General features: G+C 71.9%; 17 protein-coding genes and 1 tRNA gene. 8 read left to right on the forward strand and 10 right to left on the reverse strand.

Features of this window, described 5'->3' with window-relative positions; genetic code table 11:
- Positions 1-19 precede the first annotated feature (19 nt).
- A complete protein-coding gene (locus tag ASC56_RS06530; protein ID WP_055490267.1) occupies positions 20-607 on the reverse strand; it encodes a hypothetical protein in 588 nt (195 codons plus the stop codon).
- Between the two features lie 162 nt (positions 608-769).
- Entirely contained in the window at positions 770-2,794 is a 2,025-nt protein-coding gene (locus ASC56_RS06535) for an N-6 DNA methylase (protein ID WP_055490268.1), read from the reverse strand.
- 244 nt (positions 2,795-3,038) lie between these two features.
- Here ASC56_RS06535 and ASC56_RS06540 point away from each other — a divergent pair, with 244 nt between their 5' ends.
- Positions 3,039-3,743, forward strand: coding sequence for a hypothetical protein (locus ASC56_RS06540; protein WP_371330039.1), 705 nt, complete (start codon positions 3,039-3,041; stop codon positions 3,741-3,743).
- Positions 3,744-3,863: 120 nt separating this feature from the next.
- Positions 3,864-4,613 carry a hypothetical protein gene (locus tag ASC56_RS06545; protein ID WP_055490270.1) on the forward strand — a complete coding sequence of 250 codons (750 nt, stop codon included), beginning with the start codon at positions 3,864-3,866 and terminating at the stop codon, positions 4,611-4,613.
- Positions 4,614-4,664: 51 nt separating this feature from the next.
- On the opposite strand, the gene ASC56_RS06550 is transcribed toward ASC56_RS06545, so the two are convergent.
- From ASC56_RS06550 to ASC56_RS06565, 4 genes are all read right to left on the reverse strand, one after another.
- Complete coding sequence (locus tag ASC56_RS06550; protein ID WP_199835935.1) at positions 4,665-5,405, reverse strand: HNH endonuclease family protein; 741 nt, start codon at positions 5,403-5,405, stop codon at positions 4,665-4,667.
- Positions 5,406-5,580: 175 nt separating this feature from the next.
- Positions 5,581-9,120, reverse strand: a complete 3,540-nt coding sequence (gene mfd / locus ASC56_RS06555; protein WP_055490271.1) for a transcription-repair coupling factor — start codon at positions 9,118-9,120, stop codon at positions 5,581-5,583.
- 477 nt (positions 9,121-9,597) lie between these two features.
- Entirely contained in the window at positions 9,598-12,168 is a 2,571-nt protein-coding gene (locus ASC56_RS06560) for an ABC transporter permease (RefSeq protein ID WP_055490272.1), read from the reverse strand.
- Entirely contained in the window at positions 12,165-12,953 is a 789-nt protein-coding gene (locus ASC56_RS06565; protein ID WP_055490273.1) for an ABC transporter ATP-binding protein, read from the reverse strand. The genes ASC56_RS06560 and ASC56_RS06565 overlap by 4 nt, the downstream gene beginning before the upstream one ends.
- Before the next feature lie 447 nt (positions 12,954-13,400).
- Here ASC56_RS06565 and ASC56_RS06570 point away from each other — a divergent pair, with 447 nt between their 5' ends.
- Entirely contained in the window at positions 13,401-14,894 is a 1,494-nt protein-coding gene (locus tag ASC56_RS06570; RefSeq protein ID WP_055490274.1) for an MFS transporter, read from the forward strand.
- A 586-nt stretch (positions 14,895-15,480) separates the two neighbouring features.
- On the opposite strand, the gene ASC56_RS06575 is transcribed toward ASC56_RS06570, so the two are convergent.
- The 3 genes from ASC56_RS06575 to ASC56_RS06585 all read right to left on the reverse strand — a co-directional run bounded on the left by ASC56_RS06575 (position 15,481) and on the right by ASC56_RS06585 (position 20,490).
- The gene (locus ASC56_RS06575) at positions 15,481-16,365 is read right to left on the reverse strand and encodes a cellulose-binding protein (RefSeq protein ID WP_055490275.1); all 885 of its coding nucleotides are present in this window, start codon (positions 16,363-16,365) and stop codon (positions 15,481-15,483) included.
- Between the two features lie 276 nt (positions 16,366-16,641).
- Entirely contained in the window at positions 16,642-19,482 is a 2,841-nt protein-coding gene (locus ASC56_RS06580) for an SUKH-4 family immunity protein (protein WP_055490276.1), read from the reverse strand.
- A 9-nt stretch (positions 19,483-19,491) separates the two neighbouring features.
- Positions 19,492-20,490, reverse strand: coding sequence for an SMI1/KNR4 family protein (locus ASC56_RS06585; RefSeq protein ID WP_079102331.1), 999 nt, complete (start codon positions 20,488-20,490; stop codon positions 19,492-19,494).
- 262 nt (positions 20,491-20,752) lie between these two features.
- On the opposite strand from ASC56_RS06585, the gene ASC56_RS06590 reads away from it, so the two are divergent.
- A complete protein-coding gene (locus ASC56_RS06590) occupies positions 20,753-21,253 on the forward strand; it encodes a YwqJ-related putative deaminase (RefSeq protein WP_055490278.1) in 501 nt (166 codons plus the stop codon).
- Between the two features lie 107 nt (positions 21,254-21,360).
- Positions 21,361-21,855, forward strand: coding sequence for an SUKH-3 domain-containing protein (locus ASC56_RS06595; protein WP_055490279.1), 495 nt, complete (start codon positions 21,361-21,363; stop codon positions 21,853-21,855).
- A 78-nt stretch (positions 21,856-21,933) separates the two neighbouring features.
- Here the strand turns inward: ASC56_RS06595 and ASC56_RS06600 are convergent, their stop codons facing one another.
- Positions 21,934-23,253 carry a sensor histidine kinase gene (locus ASC56_RS06600; protein ID WP_055490280.1) on the reverse strand — a complete coding sequence of 440 codons (1,320 nt, stop codon included), beginning with the start codon at positions 23,251-23,253 and terminating at the stop codon, positions 21,934-21,936.
- 345 nt (positions 23,254-23,598) lie between these two features.
- Between ASC56_RS06600 and ASC56_RS06605 the strand changes: the two genes are divergently transcribed.
- The 3 genes from ASC56_RS06605 to ASC56_RS06615 all read left to right on the forward strand — a co-directional run bounded on the left by ASC56_RS06605 (position 23,599) and on the right by ASC56_RS06615 (position 26,350).
- Positions 23,599-23,669 (forward strand) — tRNA-Gln (locus tag ASC56_RS06605).
- 113 nt (positions 23,670-23,782) lie between these two features.
- Positions 23,783-25,231, forward strand: coding sequence for a bifunctional UDP-N-acetylglucosamine diphosphorylase/glucosamine-1-phosphate N-acetyltransferase GlmU (glmU, locus tag ASC56_RS06610; RefSeq protein ID WP_055490631.1), 1,449 nt, complete (start codon positions 23,783-23,785; stop codon positions 25,229-25,231).
- A gap of 144 nt (positions 25,232-25,375) precedes the next feature.
- Positions 25,376-26,350 carry a ribose-phosphate diphosphokinase gene (locus ASC56_RS06615; protein ID WP_055490281.1) on the forward strand — a complete coding sequence of 325 codons (975 nt, stop codon included), beginning with the start codon at positions 25,376-25,378 and terminating at the stop codon, positions 26,348-26,350.
- The last annotated feature ends 134 nt before the right edge of the window (positions 26,351-26,484 follow it).

Here is a 26,484-nt window from a genome sequence, read left to right on the forward strand (position 1 = left end):
ACGCGTCCGGTCGCCACGCTCACCTGTCGCCCTCGTGCTTGCGCAGATAGTCGCTGAGTTCGTCGAGTTCGGCCCGGACCTGGTCGATCCGCGCGGGCGCGGGACGCTGCGGCTGCGGGGGCGGCGGCGTCGGCGTCGGCGTCGGCGTCGGCGTGTACGGGGGCGGCGGGGTCTGGGTGGGCTGTGTGGACGCGTACGGCTGCGCGGACGGGTAGCCGTATCCCGGCCCGGGCGGCTGGGGCGTCATGAAGGCCGTGGTCCCCGACGCCGGGGCCGTGGCCGGGAGGGCGCGGTGGTGGCGTATGTCGAAGACGACGAAGTACGCGCCGCTGACCGCGCCGAGTATGAGGATCGCGGCGAGCGCGATGTCACCCCGGTGGTCGTTCTCGGGGACGGAGCCGATGACGGCGAGGCCGCCGATGGACAGGGGCATGCTGATCCACGCCATGAGCCAGTCCCCCCACCTGCCGCGCAGCACGGCGACGCGGAACAGCGGGAGGCACGAGAGCAGTCCGCAACTGAGGAAGCCGGCGATGGCGAACAGCACGCGCAGGGTGATGACCGTGCCCGAAGTGCGGGTGGGCGGCGCCGCGCCGTGGCCGTACATGACTGCTCCTGGGACCGGGTGAGGACGGACGTACGAGTGTCGAAGTCCGAGCGTATAGCCCGGCTCGGACAGACGGTCACGGGTTGTGCGTAACCGTTGTGGTCCCGGCCGGGCGGTGCGGACAGGCCTGGAGCGAGGGTACGGGCGAGTGTGGCCAACCCGTCACCCGGGGGCGACCGTCCCGTCCGTCAGGCCGTCGTGCAGGCCGCGGACCAGCCGGTCGCCGAGGCGTCCCGCGAGGCGCAGGGCGTCCTCGAACGCGGCGAGTGCCCGGAAGCGCTCGCCGTAACGGCGTTGCTGGTCGAGCGGGAGCCGGGGCAGCTGGAGACGGCGCACGTCGAGACGGGTCGCGGTGGAGGCGTAGCTGCTGGCCTGGCGGTTGTTGGCGGTGCCGCGCAGGAACCCGGCGAGGAACCAGGGGTCGAGCGCGGCCGGGTCGGGGCGCAGAAGGGTGAGGTTGCGCCCCAGGGCGGCGCCGGCGGTCTTTCCGTCGATCACGCGCGCGACGGCTCCGCCGCCGAGGACCGGCACCACGACATCGCCCTCTTCGACGAGGACCGGGTCCTCTCCCATCTCGGGCAGCGTCCCGGAGGGCGCGGTGCCGGCGAGGACGTCGTGGTCGGTGAGCACACGCGCGTGGGGGCCGTTTCCACCCGTGCGCATCACCAGGGCGCCGCCCCGGGCCAGTTCGCCGACGGTGGTGAGCGGCCAGCGGGCCGGGCCGGAGGCGTCGGCCGGGGACGGGGTGAGGCCGGCGGTGAGGCGGAGCGTCTCGTCCAGGCGGGCGCGCAGGGCCGTGAGCTCCTCGGCGCCGCCGCCCGCCGACGGCGGCGGCAGATGGCGGGCGGGGGCCAGGTCGACGTCGTCGTCGAGGAGTTCGATGACGGGTACGGAGCGGCTCACGCCCGGTACGCCGGGTGCGGTGCCGGTGCGGGCGAACGGGCGCCAGGCGTCGAGGACGGCGGTGCGCACGGCCCCCCAGTCCGGTCCGCCACGGCCCTCGGCGGCGGCCGCGCCGGCGTCCGTGAGCAGCAATTCGGGCTGCACGGGCCCCTGTTCGGGGCGGCGCAGCACCCACAGGTGCAACGGGATGTTGTACGGGGGTGCCGCGCCCACCGGCAGGGCGATCACGGCGCGCAGGGCGCCGCGGCGCAGCAGGTCGGCACGGATACGGCGGCCCGAGCGGCGGGAGGCGGCGGCGGGCGGCATCAGCAGGACGGCGGTGCCGCCGTCCCTGAGACGGGCCAGCGCATGCTGCACCCAGGCGAGTTCGGACTCGGTACGGGCCGGGAAGCCGTACTCCCAGCGGGGGTCGTAGGCCAGTTCGTCGTGGCCCCAATTGCGCTCGTTGAACGGCGGGTGGGACACCACGGCGTCGGCCCGGAGGGTGTCGAAGGCGTCGGCCCGGAGGCTGTCGCCGGCGGCGGTGCGGACGGTGGACCGCGTGTGCAGCGCCAGGCGCAGCGCGGTGAGCGCGGCGAGGCCGGGGTCGCTGTCCTGGCCGTGGAGTTCCTGGTCGGGGGCGGGGGCGACCGCGCGCAGCAGGGCGCCGGTGCCGCAGGCCGGATCGAGGACGGTGCGGGCGGGCCCGGCGAGGTCGGCCATCAGGGCGGCCAGGTCTTCCGGGGTGAGCGTGTACTGGCGCGGGTTGGCGTCGAGGTGCCGGCCGAGCAGGAACTCGTACGTCCCCGGGGCGCCGAGTTCCGCGGCGAGACCGGCGGCGCCGCGCAGGAGGGAGGCCGACGGCAGGAGTCGCGCGGGCGTCGGGGTGGCCACGGCCGGTCTCCGGAGCGCACCGAAGCGCGGGGTGAGCACCTGTTCGAGGGCGGTGGGCAGCAGCGCGGCGAGGCGCTCGTCGGAGCCGGCGGCGGCCTCGTTCCAGACCGTGGGCCGGTCGTGCACGAGCACGAGTGCACAGCCCGCGTGCACGAGGGCCGTGACGGGCCCCTGCGGGTGCCCGGCGACCTGCTGCCACACGCGCTCCCGCAGGGGCACCTCGGCGAGCTTGCCCTGACGGCGCAGCCAGTCCTCGACCTCGGCGAGCGCGAAGGAGGGACTGGTCTCGGTGCCGCCGACCGGTCTGGGGAAGTCGGCGTGGCGGCGGCGCCAGTTGCTGACGGCGGCACGGCCGACGCCCGCGAGCCGGGCGATTCCGGCGGCGGTCACCTCTGTCCCGTTGTCCTGCATCCGCGCGGCTCCCCTCTGCCCTGTGCGGCGCCGTCGTATCGGGTCATCGGTGGCGGCGCCCTCCCCCGTGTGGCGTCGAGCATACCGACCTGCACCAGAGACACCTCTTCACGTTCGTGTACACAGCCCAAATCAGACGTCATGTTGACTCGGTTCACAGCCTCTGGTCTCATTGACCCATCGAACGAGCGACCCACCGCAGCGGCGGGTCTCAGTCGGCCAGGGGGAGGGAACCGTCGTGGGCATGACGGGCAGGATCGTGCTGGGGGCCGTCGTCGGTGTCGTCGTCATCGGCACGGTGTCGGCGCACACGGGCAAGGGGGCCGCCGGGAACGGCGAGAGGGGGTCCTCCGGCTCCCGGGTACAGGGCTCCCGACCCATGTCCGACCGGGCCTCCGGCCACACGGGCGAGAAGGGCGCGGGCGCCGAGGAGGAGGCCGGTACGCGGTCCGCCCCCCGCGGCGACGGCAGCTACGTGGTGGGCAGGGACGTCCGGCCGGGCACGTACCGTACGACCGGCAACACCGACGGCCTGTGCTACTGGGAGCGCGCCAAGGACGCCTCCGGCGGGGCCGACTCCCTGATCGCCAACGACAACGTCACCGGCACGAGTTATGTGACCGTCAAGGCCACCGACAAGGTCTTCCGGTCCAGCGGCTGCAAGGACTGGCAGGCGGTCGGCGAGAAGACCGCGGGCGCAACCACCGGGGCGCGGATCGACGGCGACGGCGGGATGTATAGGGTCGGCGTCGACATCGCCCCCGGCACCTACCGGTCCACCGGCAACTCCGGCGACCTGTGCTACTGGGAGCGCGCCAAGGACGCACTGCACTCCGTCGAGTCCGTCTCGGCGAACGACAACGTCTCCGGAAGCGCCGTCGTCACGATCAGCGCGGGCGACGCCTACTTCAAGACCGTCGGCTGCGGGGACTGGAAGAAGACGTCCTGACCCTCGCCGCCCGGCGCGACGGGCCGTCCCGCCGGTCGGGCCCGACGGCCCGTCACACGACGCCGCGCCCCCTCTCGGCAACCGACTTCACCGCACGACATCTCACCTCAAGGAACTCCCATGCGTCGCACCGCACTTGCCGCCCTCTGTCTCGCCGCCGCGGCCACCACCGGACTCACCGGATGTCTGCCCGGCCAGACCAAGGCGGACGACAGGCCCAAGGGACCGTTCGCCGGGCTGACCGGCGGCGAGATAGCCGACAGATCCGTGAAGGCCACCACCGGTGCCACGTCGCTGCGCATGAAGGGCGACGTCCCCGACGACCAGAGCAGCGGCACGATCTCGATGGACCTGGCCCTGGACAAGAAGGGCGAGTGCGCCGGCACGCTGAGCATGAACGGGCAGGGCAAGACCGACCTGATCAAGACCGGCGACACCCTCTACATGAAGTACGACGAGGCGTTCCTGCGCGCACAGAGCAAGGGCGACTCCAAGGCCGACACCGACGCGGTCGTGGCCATGATGGCCGGGAGGTGGACCAAGATGTCGGCCAAGGGCAAGGACGCCAAGGACATCGCGGGCTTCTGCGACCTGGCCACGGTGCTGGCAGGCGCCCAGAACGTGAACTCCGACGCGACGCGCGGCACCACGACCACCGTCGACGGCACTCCGGCGATCGTTCTGCACGAGAAGGACGGCAAGGACCGTTACACGCTGTACGTCGCCACCCAGGGCAAGCCGTACCTGCTGAAGGTGACCAGCACCTCCAAGAAGGACCCGGGCACGCTCCTCTTCACCGACTACGAGAAGCCGGTGCCGGCCACCGCGCCCAAGGGCAAGGTTCTCGACCTGGACAAGCTCGGCGGCTGACGCCAACAGGGGCGGGGCCCGGCCGGCGCACCCGGCGTCGTACGGGCCCCGTCAGTTCGCGCGGAACCTCGCGGGCGCCTCGGTCGGGTTGCCGCCCGTCGGCAGCTTCTGGTCCGGGCAGTCCGCCAGGGCCTTCTTCATGGCCGCCTTCTCCGCGTCCGTCACCCACAGCTCGTACTTCTTCTTCACGGCCACCTGCGCGGCGACGTACGTGCAGCGGTACGCCGTGTTCGGCGGGAGCCAGGTCGACGCGTCGCCGTCGCCCTTGCTGCGGTTGGGCGCCGCACCCACCGCGAGGAGGTTGAGCGGGTCGTTGGCGAGGGCTATGCGCTTGCCCGCGTCCCAGTACTTGGCGCCCTTCTGCCAAGCGTCCGAGAGCGCCACGAGGTGGTCGATGTCGACCAGGCTCCGGCCGCGCGCGTACGTGACGTCCTGGCCGCCGTAGGGGTCCGGCGCCAGCAACCCGGAGGCGACCTTGCAGGTGCCGCCCGTGAACTTCACGTTCTTCAGGTCCCGTTTGAGGATGTCGTCGCGCGTGTCGCACCCGTTCTGGTCGGTGTCCGCCCACGGGGTGCCGAACTGGTCCCGGCTGTATCCCGTCTTCGGCGCCCGGCCCTTCACGGTGAGCGAGTCGACCGCGGCGAGGGCCGCACCGCCCGCCGCCGTCCCCCGCGGGCCCGGGGACCCCTTGGTCTCCTGCGGCCCCGCCGACCCCGTCGTCCCCTTCGTACAGCCGCTCACGGCGACCAGGACCAAAGCAGCGGTGGCGACCCCACCCCTCAGACTCACCACGCGACGCCCTCCCCTTGCACGTACCACTCGTCCGAACCGCCCCGCGCCGACGCGGTCTTCCGGATCTCACGGTAGCCGCCGGGGAGTCATGTCCATACCACCCCCAGGCGGAAATGGGTGCACGCCGGGCGTATCGCCGGTGGTGAGACACCTTTCGGTACGAGCCCTACGCCCCCTACGACCCCAGGACCGAGGTCAGGAACTCCCCGACCCACCCCAGCAACTCCCGGCCGACCAGCGGCTTTCCGCCCACCTTCGCGGTCTTGGGCCGTGGCACCAGGACCTGGTGCAGCGCCGGCTTGATGACCGTTCCCGGGTACAGCCGCTTGAGCCGCAGCTCCTGGGACTCCCGCAGCTCGACCGGCGCGAAGCGGATGTTGTTGCCCTGCAGCACGATCTCGCCCACCCCGCACGCGCGGGCGAGCATGCGCAACCCCGCCACCAGCAGGAGGTTCTCGACGGGCTCCGGCAGTTTGCCGTAGCGGTCGACGAGTTCCTCGCGGACGGACTTGATGTCCTCCTCGGAGTTCACGGACGCGATCGCGCGGTAGGCCTGCAGGCGCAGCCGCTCGCCCGGCGCGTATTCGTGCGGCACGTGCGCATCGACCGGGAGCTCGATCTTGACCTCGAGCGGCGGTTCCTCCTCGACGCCGCCCTCCAGGGACGCGCGGTAGTCCGCGACCGCCTCACCGACCATTCGTACGTACAGGTCGAAGCCCACGCCCGCGATGTGGCCCGACTGTTCGCCGCCGAGCAGGTTGCCCGCGCCGCGGATCTCCAGGTCCTTCATCGCCACGTACATGCCCGCGCCCATCTCCGTGTGCTGCGCGATGGTCGCGAGGCGCTCGTGGGCCGTCTCCGTCAGCGGCTTCTCCGGCGGGTACAGGAAGTACGCGTAGCCGCGCTCGCGGCCCCGGCCGACACGGCCGCGCAGCTGGTGCAGCTGGGAGAGGCCGAAGTTGTCGCCGCGCTCCACGATCAGCGTGTTCGCGTTCGAGATGTCGATGCCCGACTCGACGATCGTCGTGGAGACCAGGACGTCGTACTTCTTCTCCCAGAAGTCGACGACCACCTGCTCCAGCGTCTGCTCCGACATCTGCCCGTGGGCCGTGGCGATCCGCGCCTCCGGGACGATCTCGCGCAGACGCGCCGCGGCCCGGTCGATGGACTCCACCCGGTTGTGGATGTAGAAGACCTGACCCTCGCGCAGCAGCTCGCGGCGGATGGCGGCGCCGATCTGCTTCTCCTCGTACGGCCCTACGAAGGTCAGCACCGGGTGCCGCTCCTCCGGCGGGGTGGTGATCGTGGACATCTCGCGGATGCCCGTCACCGCCATCTCCAGCGTGCGCGGGATCGGGGTGGCCGACATGGTGAGCACGTCGACGTTGGCGCGCAGCTTCTTCAGCTGCTCCTTGTGCTCGACGCCGAAGCGCTGCTCCTCGTCGACGATGACCAGGCCCAGGTCCTTGAACTTCGTCTCCGACGAGAACAGGCGGTGCGTACCGATGACGATGTCCACCGAGCCGTCCCGCAGGCCCTCCAGGACCGCCTTCGCCTCGGTGTCCGTCTGGAACCGGGAGAGCGCCCTCACGTTCACGGGGAACTGGGAGTAGCGATCGCCGAACGTGCCGAAGTGCTGCTGCACCAGCAGCGTCGTCGGTACGAGGACCGCGACCTGCTTGCCGTCCTGCACCGCCTTGAAGGCGGCCCGGACCGCGATCTCCGTCTTGCCATAGCCCACGTCGCCGCAGATCAGGCGGTCCATCGGGACCGACTTCTCCATGTCCTCCTTGACCTCGGCGATCGTGGTGAGCTGGTCAGGAGTCTCCGCGTACGGGAAGGCGTCCTCCAGCTCCCGCTGCCACGGCGTGTCCGTGCCGAAGGCGTGGCCGGGCGCCGCCATCCGCGCGCTGTACAGCTTGATCAGGTCCGCGGCGATCTCCTTGACCGCCTTCTTCGCGCGCGCCTTCGTCTTCGTCCAGTCGGCGCCGCCGAGGCGGTGCAGCGTCGGGGCCTCGCCACCGACGTACTTGGTGACCTGCTCCAGCTGGTCGGTGGGGATGTAGAGGCGGTCGCCGGGCTGGCCGCGCTTGGCCGGCGCGTACTCCACCACCAGATACTCGCGGGTCGCGCCCTGGACGGTGCGCTGCACCATCTCGATGTAGCGGCCCACGCCGTGCTGCTCATGGACGATGTAGTCGCCGGACTCCAGGGTGAGCGGGTCGATCGTCTTGCGGCGGCGGGCCGGCATACGGGCGCCGTCGCGTCCGGCGGCCTTCTGGCCGGAGAGGTCGGTCTCCGTGAGCACGGCGAGCTTGAGCGCGGGGTCCACGAAGCCGTAGTCGATCGAGCCGCACGACACGTGCACGACCGACGGGGACAGCTCGCCGAGGTCGGTGTCGAGGCGGGCCGCGATGCCCTCGTTGCCCAGCACCTCGACCGTGCGGGACGCCGGGCCGTGGCCCTCCGTCACGAACACCGCGCGCCAGCCGTCGGCGAGCCAGCCCTTGGTGTCGGCGAGCGCCTTGGCGGTGTCGCCGCGGTAGGTCTCCGGGGCGTGCATACCGAGCTTGAGGGTGTCCCCGTCCAGGTCGTCCAGCTCGTCGTCCGCCGCGAACGGCGAGACCGACCACCACATCATGCCCAGCTCGCGGGCCCGGTCCCGGACGTCCGCGATGGGCCACAGGGAGGCCGCGCCGACGTCGATCGGCGCGTCGCCGCCGCCCGCCGTGGCCGCCCAGGACGCCTGCAGGAACTCCTGGCTGGTCGCCACCAGGTCCGCGGCCCGCGTGCGCACCCGCTCCGGGTCGCACACGACGGCCATGGCTCCTGCGGGCAGCACGTCGAGCAGCAGCTCCATGTCGTCGACCAGCGCCGGCGCCAGCGACTCCATGCCCTCCACGGCGATGCCCTCGGCGATCTTGCCGAGGAGTTCGCCCAACTCGGGGTGCTGTTCGGCGAGAGTGGCGGCCCGCTGCCGCACCTCGTCGGTGAGCAGCAGCTCGCGGCAGGGCGGGGCCCACAGGCCGTGCTCCGCGACCTCGAGGGAACGCTGGTCGGCGACCTTGAAGTATCGGATCTCCTCGACGTCGTCGCCCCAGAACTCGATGCGCAGGGGATGTTCCTCGGTGGGCGGGAAGACGTCCAGGATGCCGCCGCGCACGGCGAACTCGCCGCGCTTCTCCACCAGCTCCACGCGGGAGTACGCGGCCGCGGCCAGGGCGTCCACGACCTCGTTCAGATCGGCCTGCCGCCCGGTTCTCAGGGCGACCGGCTCCAGGTCGCCGAGGCCCTTGACCTGTGGCTGGAGCACGGAGCGTACGGGCGCGACCACGACGGAGACGGGTCCGGTCTCGGGGTCGTCCGGGCTGGGGTGGGCGAGCCTCCTGAGGACGGCGAGACGGCGGCCGACGGTGTCGCTGCGGGGGCTGAGCCGCTCGTGCGGCAGGGTCTCCCACGACGGGTACTCCACGACGCTGTCGGGCGGCAGCAGGGAGCGCAGCGCGGCGGCGAGGTCCTCGGCCTCGCGGCCCGTCGCGGTCACGGCGAGCACGGGCCTGTCCGCGTCCCGGGCCAGCGCGGCCACCGCGAAGGGGCGCGCCGCCGGGGGACCGACCAGGTCGACGTGCATCCGGTTGCCGTCGGTGGCGGCCTTCACCGCTTCCGCGAGTGCGGCGTCCTTGACGACGGCGTCGAGCAGACCGTGCAGGCTCATGAAGGGGTATCCCGTCCCGGGTGGGCAACACGAACACCCGGCCGCGAGGATTTCGGGGGCCGGGGCTGTCCAGCGTACGACGCTGCGCTCACATGCGTCGGGGCTGTGGACAACCCCGACCCGATACCGGCTGGGCCGGACCGTGCGGGCACCCGGGCCGAGCGCCGCACGCCGGGGGGCCGCGCACCGCCGCCGGGAGTGTCGAAAGGGCGGGCCCGGCGCGCGGGAGCCGTCGCTCCCGGGCGCCGGGCCGTCCCCCCGTCCCCCGTACTTCCCGCCCGCGGTGCCCCCGGCATCGCGGGCGCCCGGGTGGCTAGTGCTGCGACAGGAAAGGTTCACCGGCTCGCGACGCCCGGCACGGCACCTCGCCGCGTTGTCGCATCGCCCGAGTACATCCAGTACGCGGGCGACGCTCCGCCTTGCGATGCACCGCACCGGACGCCGCGAGCTTCCCGGCAAACCTTTCCGGCCTCAGCACTAGTCCGTCGCGATCGCGTTCAGTACGTTCATCCGGCCCGCTCGGAACGCCGGGATCAAGGCCGCGAGCAGGCCCACGAACGCCGAGCCGATGAAGACCGCGATGATCGTGCCCCACGGGATCTCCAGGACCTTCAGGCCTTCCAGGGCCAGGAGCTTCTGGGCCGTCGCGCCCCAGCCCATGCCCAGGCCGAGGCCGAGGAGCGCGCCGAAGAGGGCGATCACCACCGACTCCAGGCGGATCATGCGGCGCAGCTGGCGGCGCGAGAGACCGATCGCGCGCATCAGGCCGATCTCCCGGGTGCGCTCCACCACCGACAGGGCCAGCGTGTTGATCACACCGAGGACGGCGACGATGATCGCCAGTGCCAGCAGGCCGTAGACCATGTTCAGCAGCTGGCCGACCTGGTCGCGCAGTTCCTTCTTGTAGTCGGTCTGGTCGCGGACCTGGTACTGCGGGTAGGGCTGCAGAGACGTCTTCAGCGCCGTGTACGCCTGCTTCTCCTGGCCGTCCTTGGCCTTGGCGAACATGATCTGGTTCGGCGGGACCCGGTCGGCCGGAACGTACTTCTCCATCGTCGTGATCGACATGTACCGCGCGCCCTTGTCGAGCGCCGAGTCGTCGTGCGTGATCGCGGCGACCTTCAGCTTCGCGGTGCGGCCCTCCTTGAAGGCGACGGTCATGGTGTCACCGACGTGCACGCCGTGCTTCTTGGCATAGTCGGAGCCCACCGACATCGCGTCCGTGCCGTACGCCCCCGCCAGCTCCCCCGCCGCCGTGGTGCGGCGCAGATCGCTTGCGTACGACGGGTCCGCCGCCGTCACGTCGCCGTCCTCGGTCACCCCGTCGGGCGAGGTCATCCTGGCCGAGAGCAGCTTGTAGCGGGTGACGTGCGCCAGACCGGGTGTCGTCTGGATCGCCTTCTCGGCCTGCGGCACGATCCGCTGGTTGCCCTGGACGATGAAGTCCGCGCCCACCGACCTGTCCAGCTCGTCCGTCGCCGAGGCCACCATCGAGGAGCCCACCACCGACAGGCACGCGACCAGCGCGAGCCCGATCATCAGGGCGGCGCCGGTGGCGCCCGTGCGCCGCGGGTTGCGCAGCGCGTTGCGCTCGGCCATGCGCCCCACCGGGCCGAACATGCGCAGCAGCACCGCGCTGATCACCCGGACCACCCCGCCCGCGAGGAGGGGGCCGATCACCACGAAGCCGACCAGGGTCAGCACGACGCCCACGCCGAGCACCAGCGAACCGTCGCTCGCCTTCTTCACGGTCGCCGCCGCGTAGAGCGCGAAGCCGCCGGCGGCCGTCAGGACCAGCCCCACGATCCCCCGTACGAGACCGGCCTTTCCGTCGGCCGGGGTGCCGGCGTCGCGCAGCGCGGCCATCGGGGAGACCTTGCCGGCCCGGCGCGCGGGCAGATAGGCGGCCAGGACCGTCACGACGATGCCCAGGAGCACTCCGGCCACCGGGGTCGTCGCCTTGACCGTCAGGTCGCGAGTGGAGAGGTCCATGCCCATGGACGACATGAGCTTCATCAGGCCGACCGCGATGCCGACGCCCGCGCCGACACCGAGCACCGAACCGACGAAGCCCAGCAGCAGGGCCTCGATCAGCACGGACCGGTTGACCTGCTTGCGGGACGAGCCGACCGCCCGCATCAGGCCGATCTCGCGGGTGCGCTGGGCGACCAGCATCGAGAAGGTGTTGATGATCAGGAAGATGCCCACCAGGAACGCGATACCGGCGAAGCCGAGCATGGCGTACTTGATGACGTTCATGAACGCGCCGACGTTCTTGCGGTTCTCGTCGGCGTTCTCCTTCTGGGTCTGGATCTTGAAGGAGCCGGTGCCGTCCAGCGCCCGGGCGACGTTCCCCTTGAGCTGCTCGTCCGAGACGCCGGGCGCCGCCGTGACGTTCAGGTTGGTGAACCGGCCGGTGGCGCCGAGCAGTTCGCGCTGGGCGGTCGGGGTGTCGAAGTAGACGATCGCGGCGCCCGGGTTGGTCACCTTGAAGGTGGCGACACCGACGATCCGCGCCTTGAGGTCACCGGTGACCGCGATGGTGCGCAGTTCGTCGCCGAGCTTCAGGTGGTGCTTGTCGGCGGTGTCGTTGTCGACCATCACCTCGGTCGGGCCACGCGGGGCGTGCCCCTTGGTGATCTCCATGGACCGCAGGTCGTTCTTCGTCCAGTTGCCCGCGATGGTGGGCGCGCCGGAGGACGACCCCATGTTCTCGTTGCGGCCGTTGACGACGGTCACGTTCATCGAACTGACCCCGCCCTCGGCCGACTTCACGCCCTTCGCCTTGCGGGCACGCTCCAGCACGGAGGCCGGCATCGACTCGGGCCTGCCGCTCTCCGGGGCCTTGTTGACGTCCGACGTCCTCGGCGAGACCGTCACATCGGACGCGGTCGCCGCGAAGAGCTTGTCGAACGTCGTGTTCATGGTGTCGGTGAAGACGAGCGTGCCGCACACGAACGCCACCGACAGCAGGACGGCGACGGCCGACAGGGCCATGCGTCCCTTGTGCGCGAAGAAGTTGCGCAGCGAGGTCCTCAGGACGGTCATGACGTGCGCCCCCGGGCGTCGAAGTCCTTCATACGGTCCAGGACCTGGTCCGCGGTGGGCTGGTGCATCTCGTCGACGATCCGGCCGTCGGCCAGGTACAGCACGCGGTCGGCGTACGAGGCCGCGACCGGGTCGTGCGTGACCATCACGATGGTCTGGCCGAGCTCGTCGACCGAGCGGCGCAGGAAGCCCAGCACCTCGGCGCCGGCCCGCGAGTCGAGGTTTCCGGTCGGCTCGTCACCGAAGATGATCTCGGGGCGAGCGGCCAGTGCACGGGCCACGGCGACGCGCTGCTGCTGGCCGCCGGAGAGCTGGTTGGGCCGGTGCTTGAGCCGGCCGGCGAGACCGACGGTCTCCACGACCCGCTCCAGCCACGCCTGGTCGGGCTTGCGGCCCGCTATGTCCATGGGGAGGGTGATGTTCTCGATCGCGTTCAGCGTCGGGAGGAGGTTGAACGCCTGGAAGATGAAGCCGATGCGGTCCCGGCGCAGCTGCGTGAGCTTCTTGTCCTTCAGGCCGGTGATCTCGGTCTCGTCGAGGAAGATCTGACCGCTGGTCACGGTGTCGAGCCCGGCCAGGCAGTGCATCAGCGTGGACTTGCCGGACCCCGAGGGGCCCATGATCGCGGTGAACCGGCCACGGGCGATGTCCACGTCGACGTGGTCGAGGGCGACGACGCGGGTCTCCCCCGCCCCGTACGCCTTGACGACCTGGCGCGCCCGCGCGGCAACGGCCGTACGCCCTCCAGTGCCCCCGTGCCTGGGAATGGTAACGGCCGATGTCATGGCAACTCTCCTATGTCTGTCAGCTGTGAGGTAAGAAGCGTGCTGTGCTGCGGCATGTCCCGGTCCGGCACGTCGTCGAATTCCGCGCCTCGGTGCCTCGACGAGTCTCGCGTCGAAGGCGGCCCGGCGCGCTGGTGCCCGGCCCCGTCTTCCGCTGGGGAAATCCCCACCCCCTCCGGTGCGGCCGGCACGACCCCCGTGCGTGCCGGCCGCTCCCCAGCGGCGTGAAGCCAGGTTAAGGACGACCCCGGTCCCCTCTCGTCATCCGCCGGGACGAACCCTCCCCGAGCCCGGATACGGAGGTCCCCCTAGGGGCTGTCCATCGGCGGGTGGAGCTTCTCTCAGGGTCGTATCCACCTTCCGACGTAGTCAGCCTCCACCCTCCCGTCGCGTCAGGGTCAAGTGGGAAGCTTGCGTGCGGCGGACAAGTGCAGGGGAGGGCATCCGGTGGGCCGTACACGACCCGCGCTACACGAAGCCGCACAGCGCACCGCACCCGGCCGGCGCGGCGCGGTCGTCGCCGCGCTGATGCTGGCGATGGCGCTGGCCGCGCTGGACTCGACGATCGTGTCGACGGCCGTGCCGCAGATCGTCGGAGACCTCGGCGGCTTCTCCGTCTTCTCCTGGCTGTTCTCGGGCTATCTGCTGGCCGTGACGGTGACGCTGCCGGTCTACGGCAAGCTCGCCGACACCTTCGGCCGCAAGCCGGTGCTGATCGCGGGCGCGTTCGTCTTCCTGCTCGGGTCGCTGCTGTGCGCGCTCGCCTGGAACATGGGGGCGCTGATCGCGTTCCGCATCGTGCAGGGCCTGGGCGGCGGCGCCCTCCAGGGCACGGTGCAGACGCTCGCCGCGGACCTCTACCCGCTCAAGGAGCGCCCGAGGATCCAGTCCAAGCTGTCCACGGTGTGGGCGGTGTCCGCGGTGGCGGGCCCGGCGCTCGGCGGGGTGCTCGCCGCGTACGCCGACTGGCGGTGGATCTTCCTCGTCAACCTGCCGATCGGGGCGGTCGCGCTGTGGCTGATCGTGCGCCATCTGCACGAGCCGCGCCGGGAAGCACCGTCCCGTCCCCGCATCGACTGGGCCGGCGCGCCGGCGGTGTTCGCCTGCGGGGGCGTGCTGTTGACGGCGCTGGTGCAGGGCGGAGTGGCCTGGCCCTGGCTGTCGGCGCCGTCCCTGGCGCTGTTCGGGACGGGACTCGCGCTGGTCGCGGTGGTGGTGGCGGTCGAGCGCCGGGCGGCGGAACCGATCATCCCCGGGTGGGTGTGGCGGCGCCGTACGATCGCGGCGGTCAACCTGGCGTTCGGCGCGCTGGGGTTGCTGATGGTGGCCCCGGCGGTCTTCCTTCCGACCTACGCGCAGGCGGTCCTCGGGCTCGCCCCGGTCGCGGCCGGGTTCGTGCTCTCCGTCTGGACGCTGAGCTGGCCGCTGTCGGCGGCGCTCAGCCAGCACGTCTACCGGCGCATCGGCTTCCGCGACACGGCGGTGCTGGGCATCGGCCTCGCGGCGCTGCTCCTGCTGGCCTTCCCGTTCCTGCCCTACCCCGGCTCACCGTGGCAGCCGGCCCTGCTGATGCTGCTGCTCGGCGGTGCCCTTGGCCTCTTCCAACTGCCCCTGATCGTGGGCGTGCAGTCGACCGTCGGCTGGGCGGAGCGCGGCACGACGACGGCGTCCGTCCTGTTCTGCCGCCAGACGGGCCAGACGGTCGGGGCGTCGGTGTTCGGTGCGATCGCCAATGGCGTCCTGGCGTCCCGGCTGGGCGGCGCGAGCGACCTGGACACGGTGACGCGGGCGCTGGAGACGGGCACCGCGCCGGAGGCGACCCGCCGGGCGATCGCGTCCGCGGTCCACGCCGTCTACCTGGGCGCGTCCTGCGCGGCGGCGCTCGCGTTCGTGGTCCTGCTCGTGCTGGCACCGCGCCGCTTCCCGGTGCTCACGGACTGACGGCAACGACCGGAGCGTCGCCCTGCTGCGCCGCCCGGGCTTCGAGCCGGTGGCGGACTTCGGGACGTACGCCCGCTTCCGGCTCACCTCGGGTGCGGACACCACCAACAGCCCCTCGCCTCACACCCGTTGACTTCCCATTCCGCCGGCTCTACGTTCACCCCGCACACGTTCGGTTCGCCGATCCTTGTTCGACATATCGACAACGATTCGATCACGTCCGGCCGGGAGACGATCCCGCCCCCTCCTGGAACAAGGAGCCGCATGTTTCCCCCTCCCCCACCGCGACCCACCGGGCAGAGCCTCCTGAACCGGTGCGGAGCCGCCGCCGTACGCGCCCTCGCCCTCGCCCTGACCGCGACGGCCGCCCTCCTCTTCGTCCAGCCCCCGTCGGCACAACGCCGCCACGTCCAACGGCACGGCCCTCGTCCTGTGGTCCTGCAACGGCGGCACCAACCAGAAGTGGACGGTGTCGTAGGGAGATCGACGGCGCCGAGCTGACCGTGGTGCTCGGCGGCGCCCGTCTGCCGCACGTCAGGCGGTGGAGGCAGGAGCGGCCGAGCGAGGACCGGGCCGTGCCGGGGGCCTACTCCGCGGGGGTCCGGCCGGTCAGCATGGCCAGGCTGTTGCGCACATGGTCCATCTGCGCCTGCATACAGTCCCGTTCCTCGCCGTGCTCACGCAGCACCCGTTCCGTCTCCCGGGTGATGCGGTCCTCCCGCAGCCGCGCATCGGCGATCACCTCGGCGGCGCGCGCCTGGGCGTCCCGCTGGACCTGCCGGGCCGACTCCTCGGCCTCGGCGAGAGCCCGCTTGGCCTCGGACACGGCGGCCTCCGCGCGCGCCACCCGCTCCGCCTCCGACGCCTCCAGCTCCGCGGCCCGTTCGGCCGCCGCACGCTCCTCGGCCCCCAGGCGCTCGGCCTGCTCCCGCTCCTGCTCGGCGAGCAGCGCCTCGGTGCGCCGACGCACCTCGCGCAGCGCGGCCAGCGCCTCCCCGCGCCCCTCCTTCATCTCGCGCCGCGCCGTGACCCGTACGTCGTCGGCCTCGGCCTGGGCCGCCAGTAGCCAGGCGCGCACCCGTTCCTCGGCCTCGCCGCGTACCTCGTCGGCGTACGCCTGCGCGGCCTCGCGCACCCGCTGTGCCTCCTCCTCCGCCTCGGCGACCAGCTGCCGCGCACCCCGACGCGCGTCCTCCCGGACGGTCCCGGCCTCCTCCTGCGCCAGGTCGAACAGCCGCCGGGCCCGGTCGCCGAGCATCTCGTACGTCTGCGGACCCAGCCGCGCCACCGCCTCACGCAGCCGCACCAGCTCGGCCTCCATCTCCCTGGCCAGCACGGTCAGCCGCGCGGCCCGCTCCCAGGCCGCGTCGCGGTCCCGGGAGAGGGCCGCCGTGTACGCGTCGACCTGATCGGGTCGGTAGCCGCGCCGCACGGACACGAAGCCGTGCGGCGACCCCGATGCGCTGCTCAACGTGGAACCCCTCTCCGCCTGACCCACAACCGGTGATTTCGCGCACATCTTGATGGATCAGACGGAAGTGTTCATAACACGACACTCCGCGCATAAGCAATGGACAAGGCCAGGAACGAAGACGCACGCGGGGTGTTGCGCGCGAGGTCGCACAGGACGTCACGCACGCCGTCGCACACCACAGCGCACACCACAGCGCACGCAAAAGGGCCGGGTGCGGCCGTACGAAGTCGTACGGCCGCACCCGGCCCTTGAGGTCGCGTCAGGAACGGGTCGTCACAGCAGCCCGTCCCACATCTGCTCCAGCAGCACCGACCACCAGCTCTCCGGCGAGCCGAGCGCCGCCGGGTCCAGGGAGGCCAACTGGGCCTGGAAGTCGACGGTCCAGCGGCCCGCCTGCTCCTGGTTGAGCCCGAACCGCAGCCGCCACATCCGCCCGAGCAACGCAAGACAGCGCACGAACTCGGGCAGACCCGTGTTCACGAACTGCGGCGGTACGGGAGCGCCGCCCGGACCCGCCTCCACGGGCACCGCGACGATGTTCGCCGTGCCGTACTGCACACAGATCGCCTTGCCGAAGTCGCTGCCCATCACGAGGTACGAGCCCGCGTCCGCGGCCGGCTGCACCGCGCGCTCCTGCGCCAGTTCGGCCAGCGTCGGCACCGGGCGGCCCGGCTGCGCCTGCGCCCAGAAGAACGGGCCCATGTCGAGGGGCAGTCCGGCCACCACCAGGGTGTGCGCAACGATCGGCGGAACACCCTGCCGGGACACCGCGGCCTGGTCGAACCGGAAGATCCCGGGACCGAAGGCACCGGCCAGCTCCTGAGCGATGGCATCCGGCGGCAGCGGCGGCACCGGCTGCACCGGCGGCAGCGGTGCGCGCACCGGGGCCGGGCGCGCCGGACCGTCCGCAACCTGGTGCAACTCCCCCTGGTGAGCGAGCAGTTGCTGCATGCCCTGCTGACGCGAGGCATGGTCGGTGCCGTACGGGGCGATGCTGGTGATCCGGGCCTGCGGCCAGTTCTCCCGGATCATTCGCGCGCAGTAGGCGCCCGGCAGCGCGCACGACTCGAGCTCCGTGTGCAGCTCCAGCACCTGGTCCGGCGGAACGTTCATCGCGCGCAGCTCATGGAAGATCTGCCACTCGGGGTGCGGGGTGCCCGGCGCCGAGCGCCGGATCAGCTGCTGCTCGGAACCGTCCTGGGCGCGGTAGCGCAGCACGGCCTGGTAGCCGGGACCCACAGTCGGCTGCCCGGAAGGCGGATAGCCGTACGCCGGCTGCTGCCCGGGCATCGGCTGCCCCGGCATCGGCTGCCCGGGCATCGGCTGCGGAGCACCCGGCGGCATGCCCGGCGCGGCCGGGGGCGGCGGAGGCGGAGGCGCACCGGGACCACCGGCCGGCGGCCCGGCCAGCATGGTCTCGGCGTGGTGCACGGCACCGGGGGCGCCGGGAGCGCCGGGGACGCCCGGACCGCCGACCGACGGACCGGCGAGCATCGTGGCCGCGTGGTGCACACCCCCAGGAGGCGTACCACCCGGCGCATTCGGCACACCCGGAGGCTGCGGGGCGCCGGGCGGAGGTGTGCCCGGAGCACCCGGCCGACCGGGCGGGACGGGAGGGTTGGGGGCGCCCGGGGCACCGGGAGGCATGCCCGGCACACCGGGGACACCCGGAGGCTGCGGGACGCCGGGAGCGCCGGGGACACCCGGACCGCCGACCGACGGACCGGCCAGCATCGTGGCCGCGTGGTGCACACCCCCAGGAGGCGTACCACCCGGCGCATTCGGCACACCCGGAGGCTGCGGGGCGCCGGGCGGCTGCGGAGCACCGGGCGGAGGCGTGCCGGGGCCCATACCGGGCCCGTCCGGGCCGAGTTGTGAGACGAGTTGTGTGGGCACATAGCCGCCCGCCGGAGTGCCCGGCGCCGACGGCGGAGGCGTGGCACCCGGCCGCCCGCCCGGCGCGCCAGGAGCGCCGGGAGCTCCCGGGGGATGCAGCGCACCACCGCCGCGCACACCCCGCGGAGGCGCCGCCTTGCTGGTCGCGGCGTCGGCGATGTCCCCGGCGTTCGGCGGGAGCGGCCGCCCGGGCCCGGACGAACCGGCCGGGGGCTGCGGCGAGTCGGGCACACCCGGTCCCCGAGGCGTCCCAGGAGCACCACCGGGCCCTTGCGGATAGCCGTACGACGGCGCACCCGGGGGCGGCGTACCCGGAACACCCGGGGCACCCGGAAGCGGCGCACCGGGCGCGCCCGTCCCCGGCTCGTCCAGTGCCGGAGCCACTGTCGTGCGCGGCAGTTGGCTGCCGCCCGCCATCAGCGCGGTCTTCGCGTCCGGTGCCGACGCGGGCGGCGGCGTACCACCGTCGTCCACGTCGCTCAGCTGCGGCGCGAACACGGTCGCCGGCAGCGGCACCGAACGGTCCTCGCCGGCATCGGCGTTGGTGTCGGTCCCCGCCCACGGCGTCGCCCCCTCGGGCACACCCGGCGCCGCGTCCCGCACTTCTTCACCACCACCTGCGGCAGGCCACGGCATAGCGCCACCCGAGGAGGCCGGAGAGACCGGAGAGACCGGAGGAGGCGAGGGAGCCGGAGAGACCGCAGGAGCCGGAGAAGCCGACGAATCCGCCGCCGCGGTCGCCGCCGGGAGCGCACCCGCTCCCTGCGGCGCCCCGGATGACGAACCGGACGACGAACCGGACGACGAACCGGTCGACGAAGTGTCACCGCGCCGGCGATCCGGAATGCCCATCCTGTCCGCCGCCTCCTGGAGCCACTCCGGGGGGCTCAACAGGAACGAGGTCTGGTTCAGATCGACCCGGGCTGCGGGCGCCGGCGCCGGCTGCGCCGCCGCGTCCTTCGTCCCGTACTCCTCCTCGTACCGGCGGATCACCTCACCCACCGGCAGCCCCGGCCACAGCGTCGCCTCACCGCTGTCACGGGCGATGACCAGCCGCTGCGCGCCCCCGTCCGACCGAGGCCCGTCGGCCCGGTCCTCCGCCCACACCACGAACCCGAGCTCGAACTCCCGCACCAACACCTCACGATGCTGGTACGACGGCACATCCCCGTTGATCCACTCTTCCGCGCGCTCCTGCGCCTGTGCGAACGTCACCATCGCCCGAACTCACTCCCCCACCGAAGACGCCGACGACACCGGCACCGCACGCGCGAACCCGCCGTCCACCATCAGGTTCGCCACCGTCTCCAACTCCGGTGGATCACCCGCGAGCCGGGACAGGAACTGGTCGAAGTCCTCACCGCACGGCAGCAGCAGCCGCTGCACACGCTCCGCCGGCGTCCACGACGCATCCACGTCACGCGCGTCGTCGTACGCGCAGAACCAGACCGAACCGGCCCCGTCACCCTTCACCTTCACGGCCAGCAGACCGCCCTGCACGAAGCCGACGCCCAGGTAATCCTTCGTCAGATGGTCGCGCAGACACTTGTTCACATACACCAGGTCGTTGACCGCCGCCTCGTCGCGCACGGTGAAGAACGGCTGGTCGACCAGCAGCCCCAACTCCGCGTCGAGCGCCGTGCCCACCGGCGCACACCCGCCCGCCGCCTTCAGGAACGAGCGGTAGGCACCTGGCAGCCGGTAGCCCAGATCCTCCTCGACGCCCTGGACCTGCTGCTCCGTCACCGCCACCGAGGCCTTCGGCAGCCCGAAGTGCGCCGGGCGCGTCTCCTGCAACGGCCGCGTCCCCCGCTTGGCCTGGTCGACCCGCGCCGTCGCGATCCCGCCATGATGCCTGAGCAGCGCCTTCACCTCGACCGGAACGAGCTCCAGACGGCGCGTTCCCCGCACGTGATGCCACGTCCAGCCATGCGGCGTCGCCACCGCGGGAATCGTGTCCCACAGGTCATGACCGGACGCCGCCAGCGCCGCGTTCGCCGACACGTAGTCCGTCAGCCGCAACTCGTCCACGCCGAAGCCCTCCGGCGGCTCCGCGATCTCCGCGGCCGCACGCGCGTAGGGCGAGAAGTCCGGATAGCCGTGCGCGTCCACCCGTACCCCTCGCGGGTGACGGGCAGCCCTGACCGGGTCCGGAAAGTGCACGACCTGCCCGGCGTAGGCCGCGTTCGGCGGCGCGGCTTGCTGCCCGAGCCGACCTGTCGTCATGACGGTTGCCCCCTGCGGCGTTCTGTGTGGCCTGTACGGCGGTGTGGATCGCGGACATCGACAGCCTATGCGGTACGACGACACCGGTCACCGGGCCTCCGGTTCCCCCGCTCGACGGCCCACCGACACCGTGACCAGCCGTCACCCCACCGTGACCGTATGCCGAAGACCTGGCGTGTCGTGGTGCCCCAGCTTCCGCACCAGCCACGGCATTTGGCAGTCTGTGTCCCGCCGGGGGGATGCAAGGGAGGGGAAGACGATCATGAGCGCGACACAGACAGGCACCTCGGGCGACCCACGCATCGGCTGGAGCACCACCGAGGCGACCACCGCCCCCGCCCTCCGCCACCGTCGCGACGGCATACTCCCCACTGTCGCCGCCGCCCTCTCCGTCCGCGGCGCCACCCTCACCGGCACCGCCGCCCGCGGCGACCAGCCGCCCGTCCTGCACCCGCTCGTCCAGGACTTCCTCGACACCCTCACCAGCGGCCAGCGCGACCGCTTCACCGGACGCTGCGCCGAGGCGATCCTCATCTCGCGCCACATCGCCGCCGCCGACGCGGCACGCAGCAAGCGCGCCGCCCGCAAACCGATGACGAACGGCGAGGCCCGCAAGGCCCTCAAGCAGGCCAAGCTCACCGCCCGCCGCATCCGCGAGGACGGCGACCCGCTGCACGGCAGCTTCGCCGCGCCCTGTCGCGCCTGCACCGCGCTCAGCGACCACTTCGGCGTACGCATCGTCGATCCGGCGGCGCAGGGCTGACCCTCCCCACCCCACGCGCGACCCACACCACCCGCACCACCTCACACCCCCGCACACCGCACGACGGCCCCCACGCCGGTCCGTGGCACTCGACGAACGAAGGGCAGATGCACGCCGACCGCTCCTCCACCACACGCTTCTCCGTCCCCGTGGACGCCGCGCTGCGCGCCGCGGGCTGGCAACCGGGCCGCTGGGACATAAAGCAGGCGGAAGTCTGGGCCGACACCCTGCGCGGTCACCAATCCCCGGCGGGCCACCGGCACGCGGTGTTCCCCGCGGCCGTCGAAGCGTGGGCGGAGTTCGGCGGCCTGCGCATCAGCGCACAGGGGCCCGGCCGCCAACTCGCCCCCGCCACCCTCCACCTCGACCCCCTGCACGGCCTTCACATGGCCCGCACCCTCGGCGACCTCGGCCGCGCCCTCGACACCGACGTCTGCCCGCTCGGCGAGGAGTCGGACAGCCGCTCCGTGCTCGCCATCGACACCGAGGGCCGCGTCTACGCCCTCGACCACACCGGCGACTGGTACCTCGGTCCGGACATCGACCACGGCCTCACGACACTGCTGGCGGGAATCGAACCGGTACGGCTCACCGCTGGGTGAGGGCGCGGGACATACCAGCGCGCGGGCGTCGCACGGGGCACACGTGCGTACGTCGGCCCAGGTGCGGCAGGACGCCCGTCACGCGGCCCCGGCCGGGATCACCGCCGACACCCGGAACCCGCCGGCGTCCGTCGGCCCCGACACGAACACCCCGCCCAGCGCGCTGACCCGCTCCCTCATCCCGACCAGGCCGTTGCCCCCGCTCGGCAGCCGCGCGGCATGACTGGAACCCGGCTCCGGCGGCGGCTCGTTCTCCACCTGCATCGCGATCTCCGCGGAGCGGTGCGCGAGCCGCACATACGTCTTCGCACCGCCCGCGTGCTTGTGCACGTTGGTCAGCGCCTCCTGCACCACCCGGTACGCGGTCTGCTCGACCTCCGGCGGATACGGGCGCTCCTCACCCTCCACCAGCAGGTCGACCACCATCCCGGCCGCCGCCGACTGCCCGATCAGCTCCTCCAGCTCGGCCAGGCAGGGACCGTCGGAAGGATCGTCGACGGCGCGGGACGCCGCCGCGGCCGCCGCCGCACCCACCGCGGCCAACGGCACGGCCGACCGGGCTGCCCGGCCCCCTGCCCCCTCCCCGGTCCGCAGCACCCCCAGCATCTGGCGCAGCTCGGTCAGGGCCTGGCGCCCCATGTCCCCGACGAGCGCGGCGTTCCTGACCGCCTTCTCGGGATCCTTCCGCGCCACGGCCTGAAGGGCCGCCGCATGCACCACCATGAGACTCACCCGGTGCGCGACGACGTCGTGCATCTCCCGCGCGATCCGGGTCCGCTCCTCGTTCCGCGCCCACTCGGCGCGCTCCTCCGCCCGCTCGGCGAGCAGCATCAGCTCCCGCTCCAGCGAGTCGGCCCGCTCCCGCAGGCTCTCCATCAGCCGCCGTCGGGCGCCCACGTACAGACCGAGCAGCACGGGAGGCGCGGTCATACCGAGAGCGGTGGTCACGGACAGGAACGGGATGAACCCGCCCGCGATCGCCAGATCCCCCCGGACCATCCCCTGATGGGCCCGCACGTACGTCACGATGAACATCCCCAGGAACGACATGCACGCCAGCGCCCCGATGATCCGCCGGGGCAGCTCCGAGGCGGCGAGGGTGTACAGCCCGACGATGCCCATCAGGAACCCCATCTGGGCCGGCGTGATGGCGATGCTCACCAGCACGACGGCGATCGGCCACCTGCGCCGCAGCAGCAGCGTGACCCCCGCGAACAGACCGAACACCATGCCGATGGAGACCGGCAGCCCGGCGTCCCGCGAGAACTGGATCCCCTCCAGCGCGCACTCCACGGCGGACACCGCCGCGAGCGAGATGTCGAGCACGGCACCGCGCCACCGCACCCACCACCAGGGCCCGCCCCCGGCCCCGGTGTGAACTTCCCCCGTCGTGGTCATGCCTCCAGCCTACGGGCGCGGGGCCGGGGATTTCCGGGGAGTTCCGACTGGCGGCCCACACCACACTCCGTAACCGAACAGAAGCGAAAGTCGCCGGAATTGCCGGAATCACCGAATCGCACACCGTTCAACCCGGAGGCCCGAATTCCGCCCCGAGGTCGTGGTCTTCGGCGACGAGATCCCCAAGACGGTCCGCAAGGGTGCGGGCGACCGCCACCGAGGCCGTCTCGCCATCAAAGTCCCGAAGAGGGCCCACTTGGACCGTCGCACGGAGGGCTGCCGGTACGGCATAGTGGACTCCGCACGCGAAGCCGATCAAGTGAATCGGACATAGTGGAATAACCATCCCGGATCGTCTAAGGGCAGGACAAACGGTTTTGGTCCGTTGAATGAGGGTTCGAATCCTTCTCCGGGAGCCCACCGCAGCGGGCCCTGACAGCAGCGTCGGGGCCCGCCCTCATGTCGCTCCCGAAACACCCCGGTATCCTGCGGATGTCCACCCCACCCCATGAAGCCGAAGGGCATCCCCGTGAGTGCCAACCGCCCGGCAGCCGTCGTCGTTCTCGCAGCGGGTGAGGGCACCCGTATGAAGTCGGCCACACCCAAGGTGCTGCATGAGATCTGTGGCCGTTCCCTCGTCGGGCATGTCCTCGCCGCCGCACGCGAGTTGGAGCCCGACAACCTGGTCGTCGTCGTGGGCCACGCCCGGGAGAAGGTCACCGAGCACCTGACGCGGATCGACCCCGGCGTACGCACCGCCGTGCAGGCCGAGCAGAACGGGACCGGACACGCCGTCCGGATGGCCCTCGAAGAGCTGGGTGGGTCCGTGGAGGGGACCGTCGTCGTCGTATGCGGGGACACTCCCCTGCTGACCGGCCAGACCCTGCGCAAGCTCGCCGCCACCCACGGCGAGGACGGCAACGCCGTCACCGTGCTCACCGCCGAGGTGCCCGACGCCACCGGCTACGGCCGTATCGTCCGCGACGGCGCCTCCGGTGCCGTCACCGCGATCGTCGAGCACAAGGACGCCGACGACGCCCAGCGGGCGATCAAGGAGATCAACTCCGGGGTGTTCGCCTTCGACGGGCAACTGCTCGCCGACGCCCTCGGAAAGGTCCGCACCGACAACAGCCAGGGTGAGGAGTACCTCACCGACGTGCTCGGGATCCTGCGTGAGGCCGGGCACCGGGTGGGCGCGTCCGTCGCGGCCGACCACCGTGAGATCGCCGGCATCAACAACCGCGTGCAGCTCGCCGAGGCCCGCCGCATCCTCAACGACCGCCTGCTCACCGACGCCATGCTCGCGGGGGTGACGATCGTCGACCCCGCCACCACCTGGATCGATGTGACGGTCGCCTTCGAGCAGGACGCGATCGTGCATCCGGGTACGCAGCTGCTCGGTTCCACCCGTCTCGGCGAGGGCAGCGAGGTCGGCCCCAACTCCCGGCTCAAGGACACCGAGGTGGGTCCGGGGGCCCGGCTGGACAACACGGTGTCCGACGGCGCCACCGTGGGTCCGCAGGCCTCTGTGGGCCCGTACGCCTATCTGCGTCCCGGTACGCGTCTCGGCCTCAAGGCCAAGGTGGGCACCTACGTGGAGACCAAGAACGCCTCCATCGGCGAGGGCACGAAGGTGCCGCACCTGTCGTACGTCGGCGACGCGACCGTCGGCGAGTACACGAACATCGGTGCGGCGAGCGTCTTCGTGAACTACGACGGACAGGACAAACACCACACGACGGTGGGGTCTCACTGCCGTACCGGTGCGGACAACATGTTTGTGGCTCCCGTCACGGTCGGGGACGGCGCCTACACGGCAGCCGGCTCGGTGATCACCAAGGACGTGCCGCCCGGCTCGCTGGCCGTGGCCCGTGGTCAGCAGCGGAATATCGAGGGTTGGGTGGCCCGCAAGCGTCCCGGGAGCGCGGCCGCGAGGGCGGCCGAGGCGGCTTCGCGGGAGCCGGATGCCGAGGACTGACCAGGAACGGGCGCCTCTGACACGGCGTACCGTGATAAGTGCACACCCGCACCCCGACCAGCCGAGATGGCGGTTCGCATCCGCCGCAACGGCTGGGACGGCCTCTCGACACCCAGCTGAAGACACCTCTGAGGAGACAGTGCTGTGACCGGGATCAAGACGACCGGCCAGAAGAAAATGATGTTCTTCTCCGGCCGCGCCCACCCCGAGCTTGCCGAGGAGGTCGCCCACCAACTGGGGGTCGGGGTCGTCCCGACGAAGGCCTTCGACTTCGCCAACGGCGAGATCTATGTGCGTTATGAGGAGTCGGCGCGTGGGGCCGACTGCTTCCTGATCCAGAGCCACACGGCTCCGATCAACAAGTGGATCATGGAGCAGCTGATCATGATCGACGCACTGAAGCGTGCGTCGGCTCGCTCCATCACCGTCATCGTGCCCTTCTACGGTTACGCGCGGCAGGACAAGAAGCACCGTGGACGTGAACCGATTTCGGCGCGTCTGATCGCGGACCTGATGAAGACGGCCGGTGCCGACCGCATCCTCACGGTGGATCTGCACACGGACCAGATCCAGGGCTTCTTCGACGGCCCGGTGGACCACCTGTTCGCGCTGCCGCTGCTGGCGGACTACGTGGGTCAGAAGGTGGACCGCGAGAAGCTGACCGTGGTCTCCCCGGACGCGGGCCGTGTGCGGGTCGCGGACCGCTGGTGCGACCGTCTGGGCGCGCCGCTGGCCATCGTGCACAAGCGCCGTGACAAGGACGTCGCCAACCAGGTGACGGTCCACGAGGTCGTGGGCGAGGTGAAGGGCCGGGTGTGCGTCCTGGTCGACGACATGATCGACACGGGTGGCACGATCTGCGCGGCCGCGGACGCGCTGTTCGCGCACGGTGCGGAGGACGTCATCGTGACGGCCACGCACGGTGTGCTGTCGGGTCCGGCGGGCGACCGCCTGAAGAACTCGCGGGTGAGCGAGTTCATCTTCACGAACACGCTGCCGACGCCGCAGGAGCTGGCCCTGGACAAGATCACGGTGCTGTCGATCGCGCCGACGATCGCGAGCGCGGTGCGTGAGGTGTTCGAGGACGGCTCGGTGACCAGCCTGTTCGACGAGCAGTGAGGATCCGCCGCGGGGAACCAGGGTGATTCCCCGCGGTGGAGATCCTTTTGGTACGGCCTCCCGCTCCGAGTAGACTGCTGCAGTTGCTCGGCGAGGGAGGCCGTACCCATCGAGGTACGGCGGTCCGTAATCGA

It is taken from the genome of Streptomyces sp. TP-A0356, from assembly GCF_001417775.1.
Taxonomy (GTDB): Bacteria; Actinomycetota; Actinomycetes; order Streptomycetales; family Streptomycetaceae; genus Streptomyces.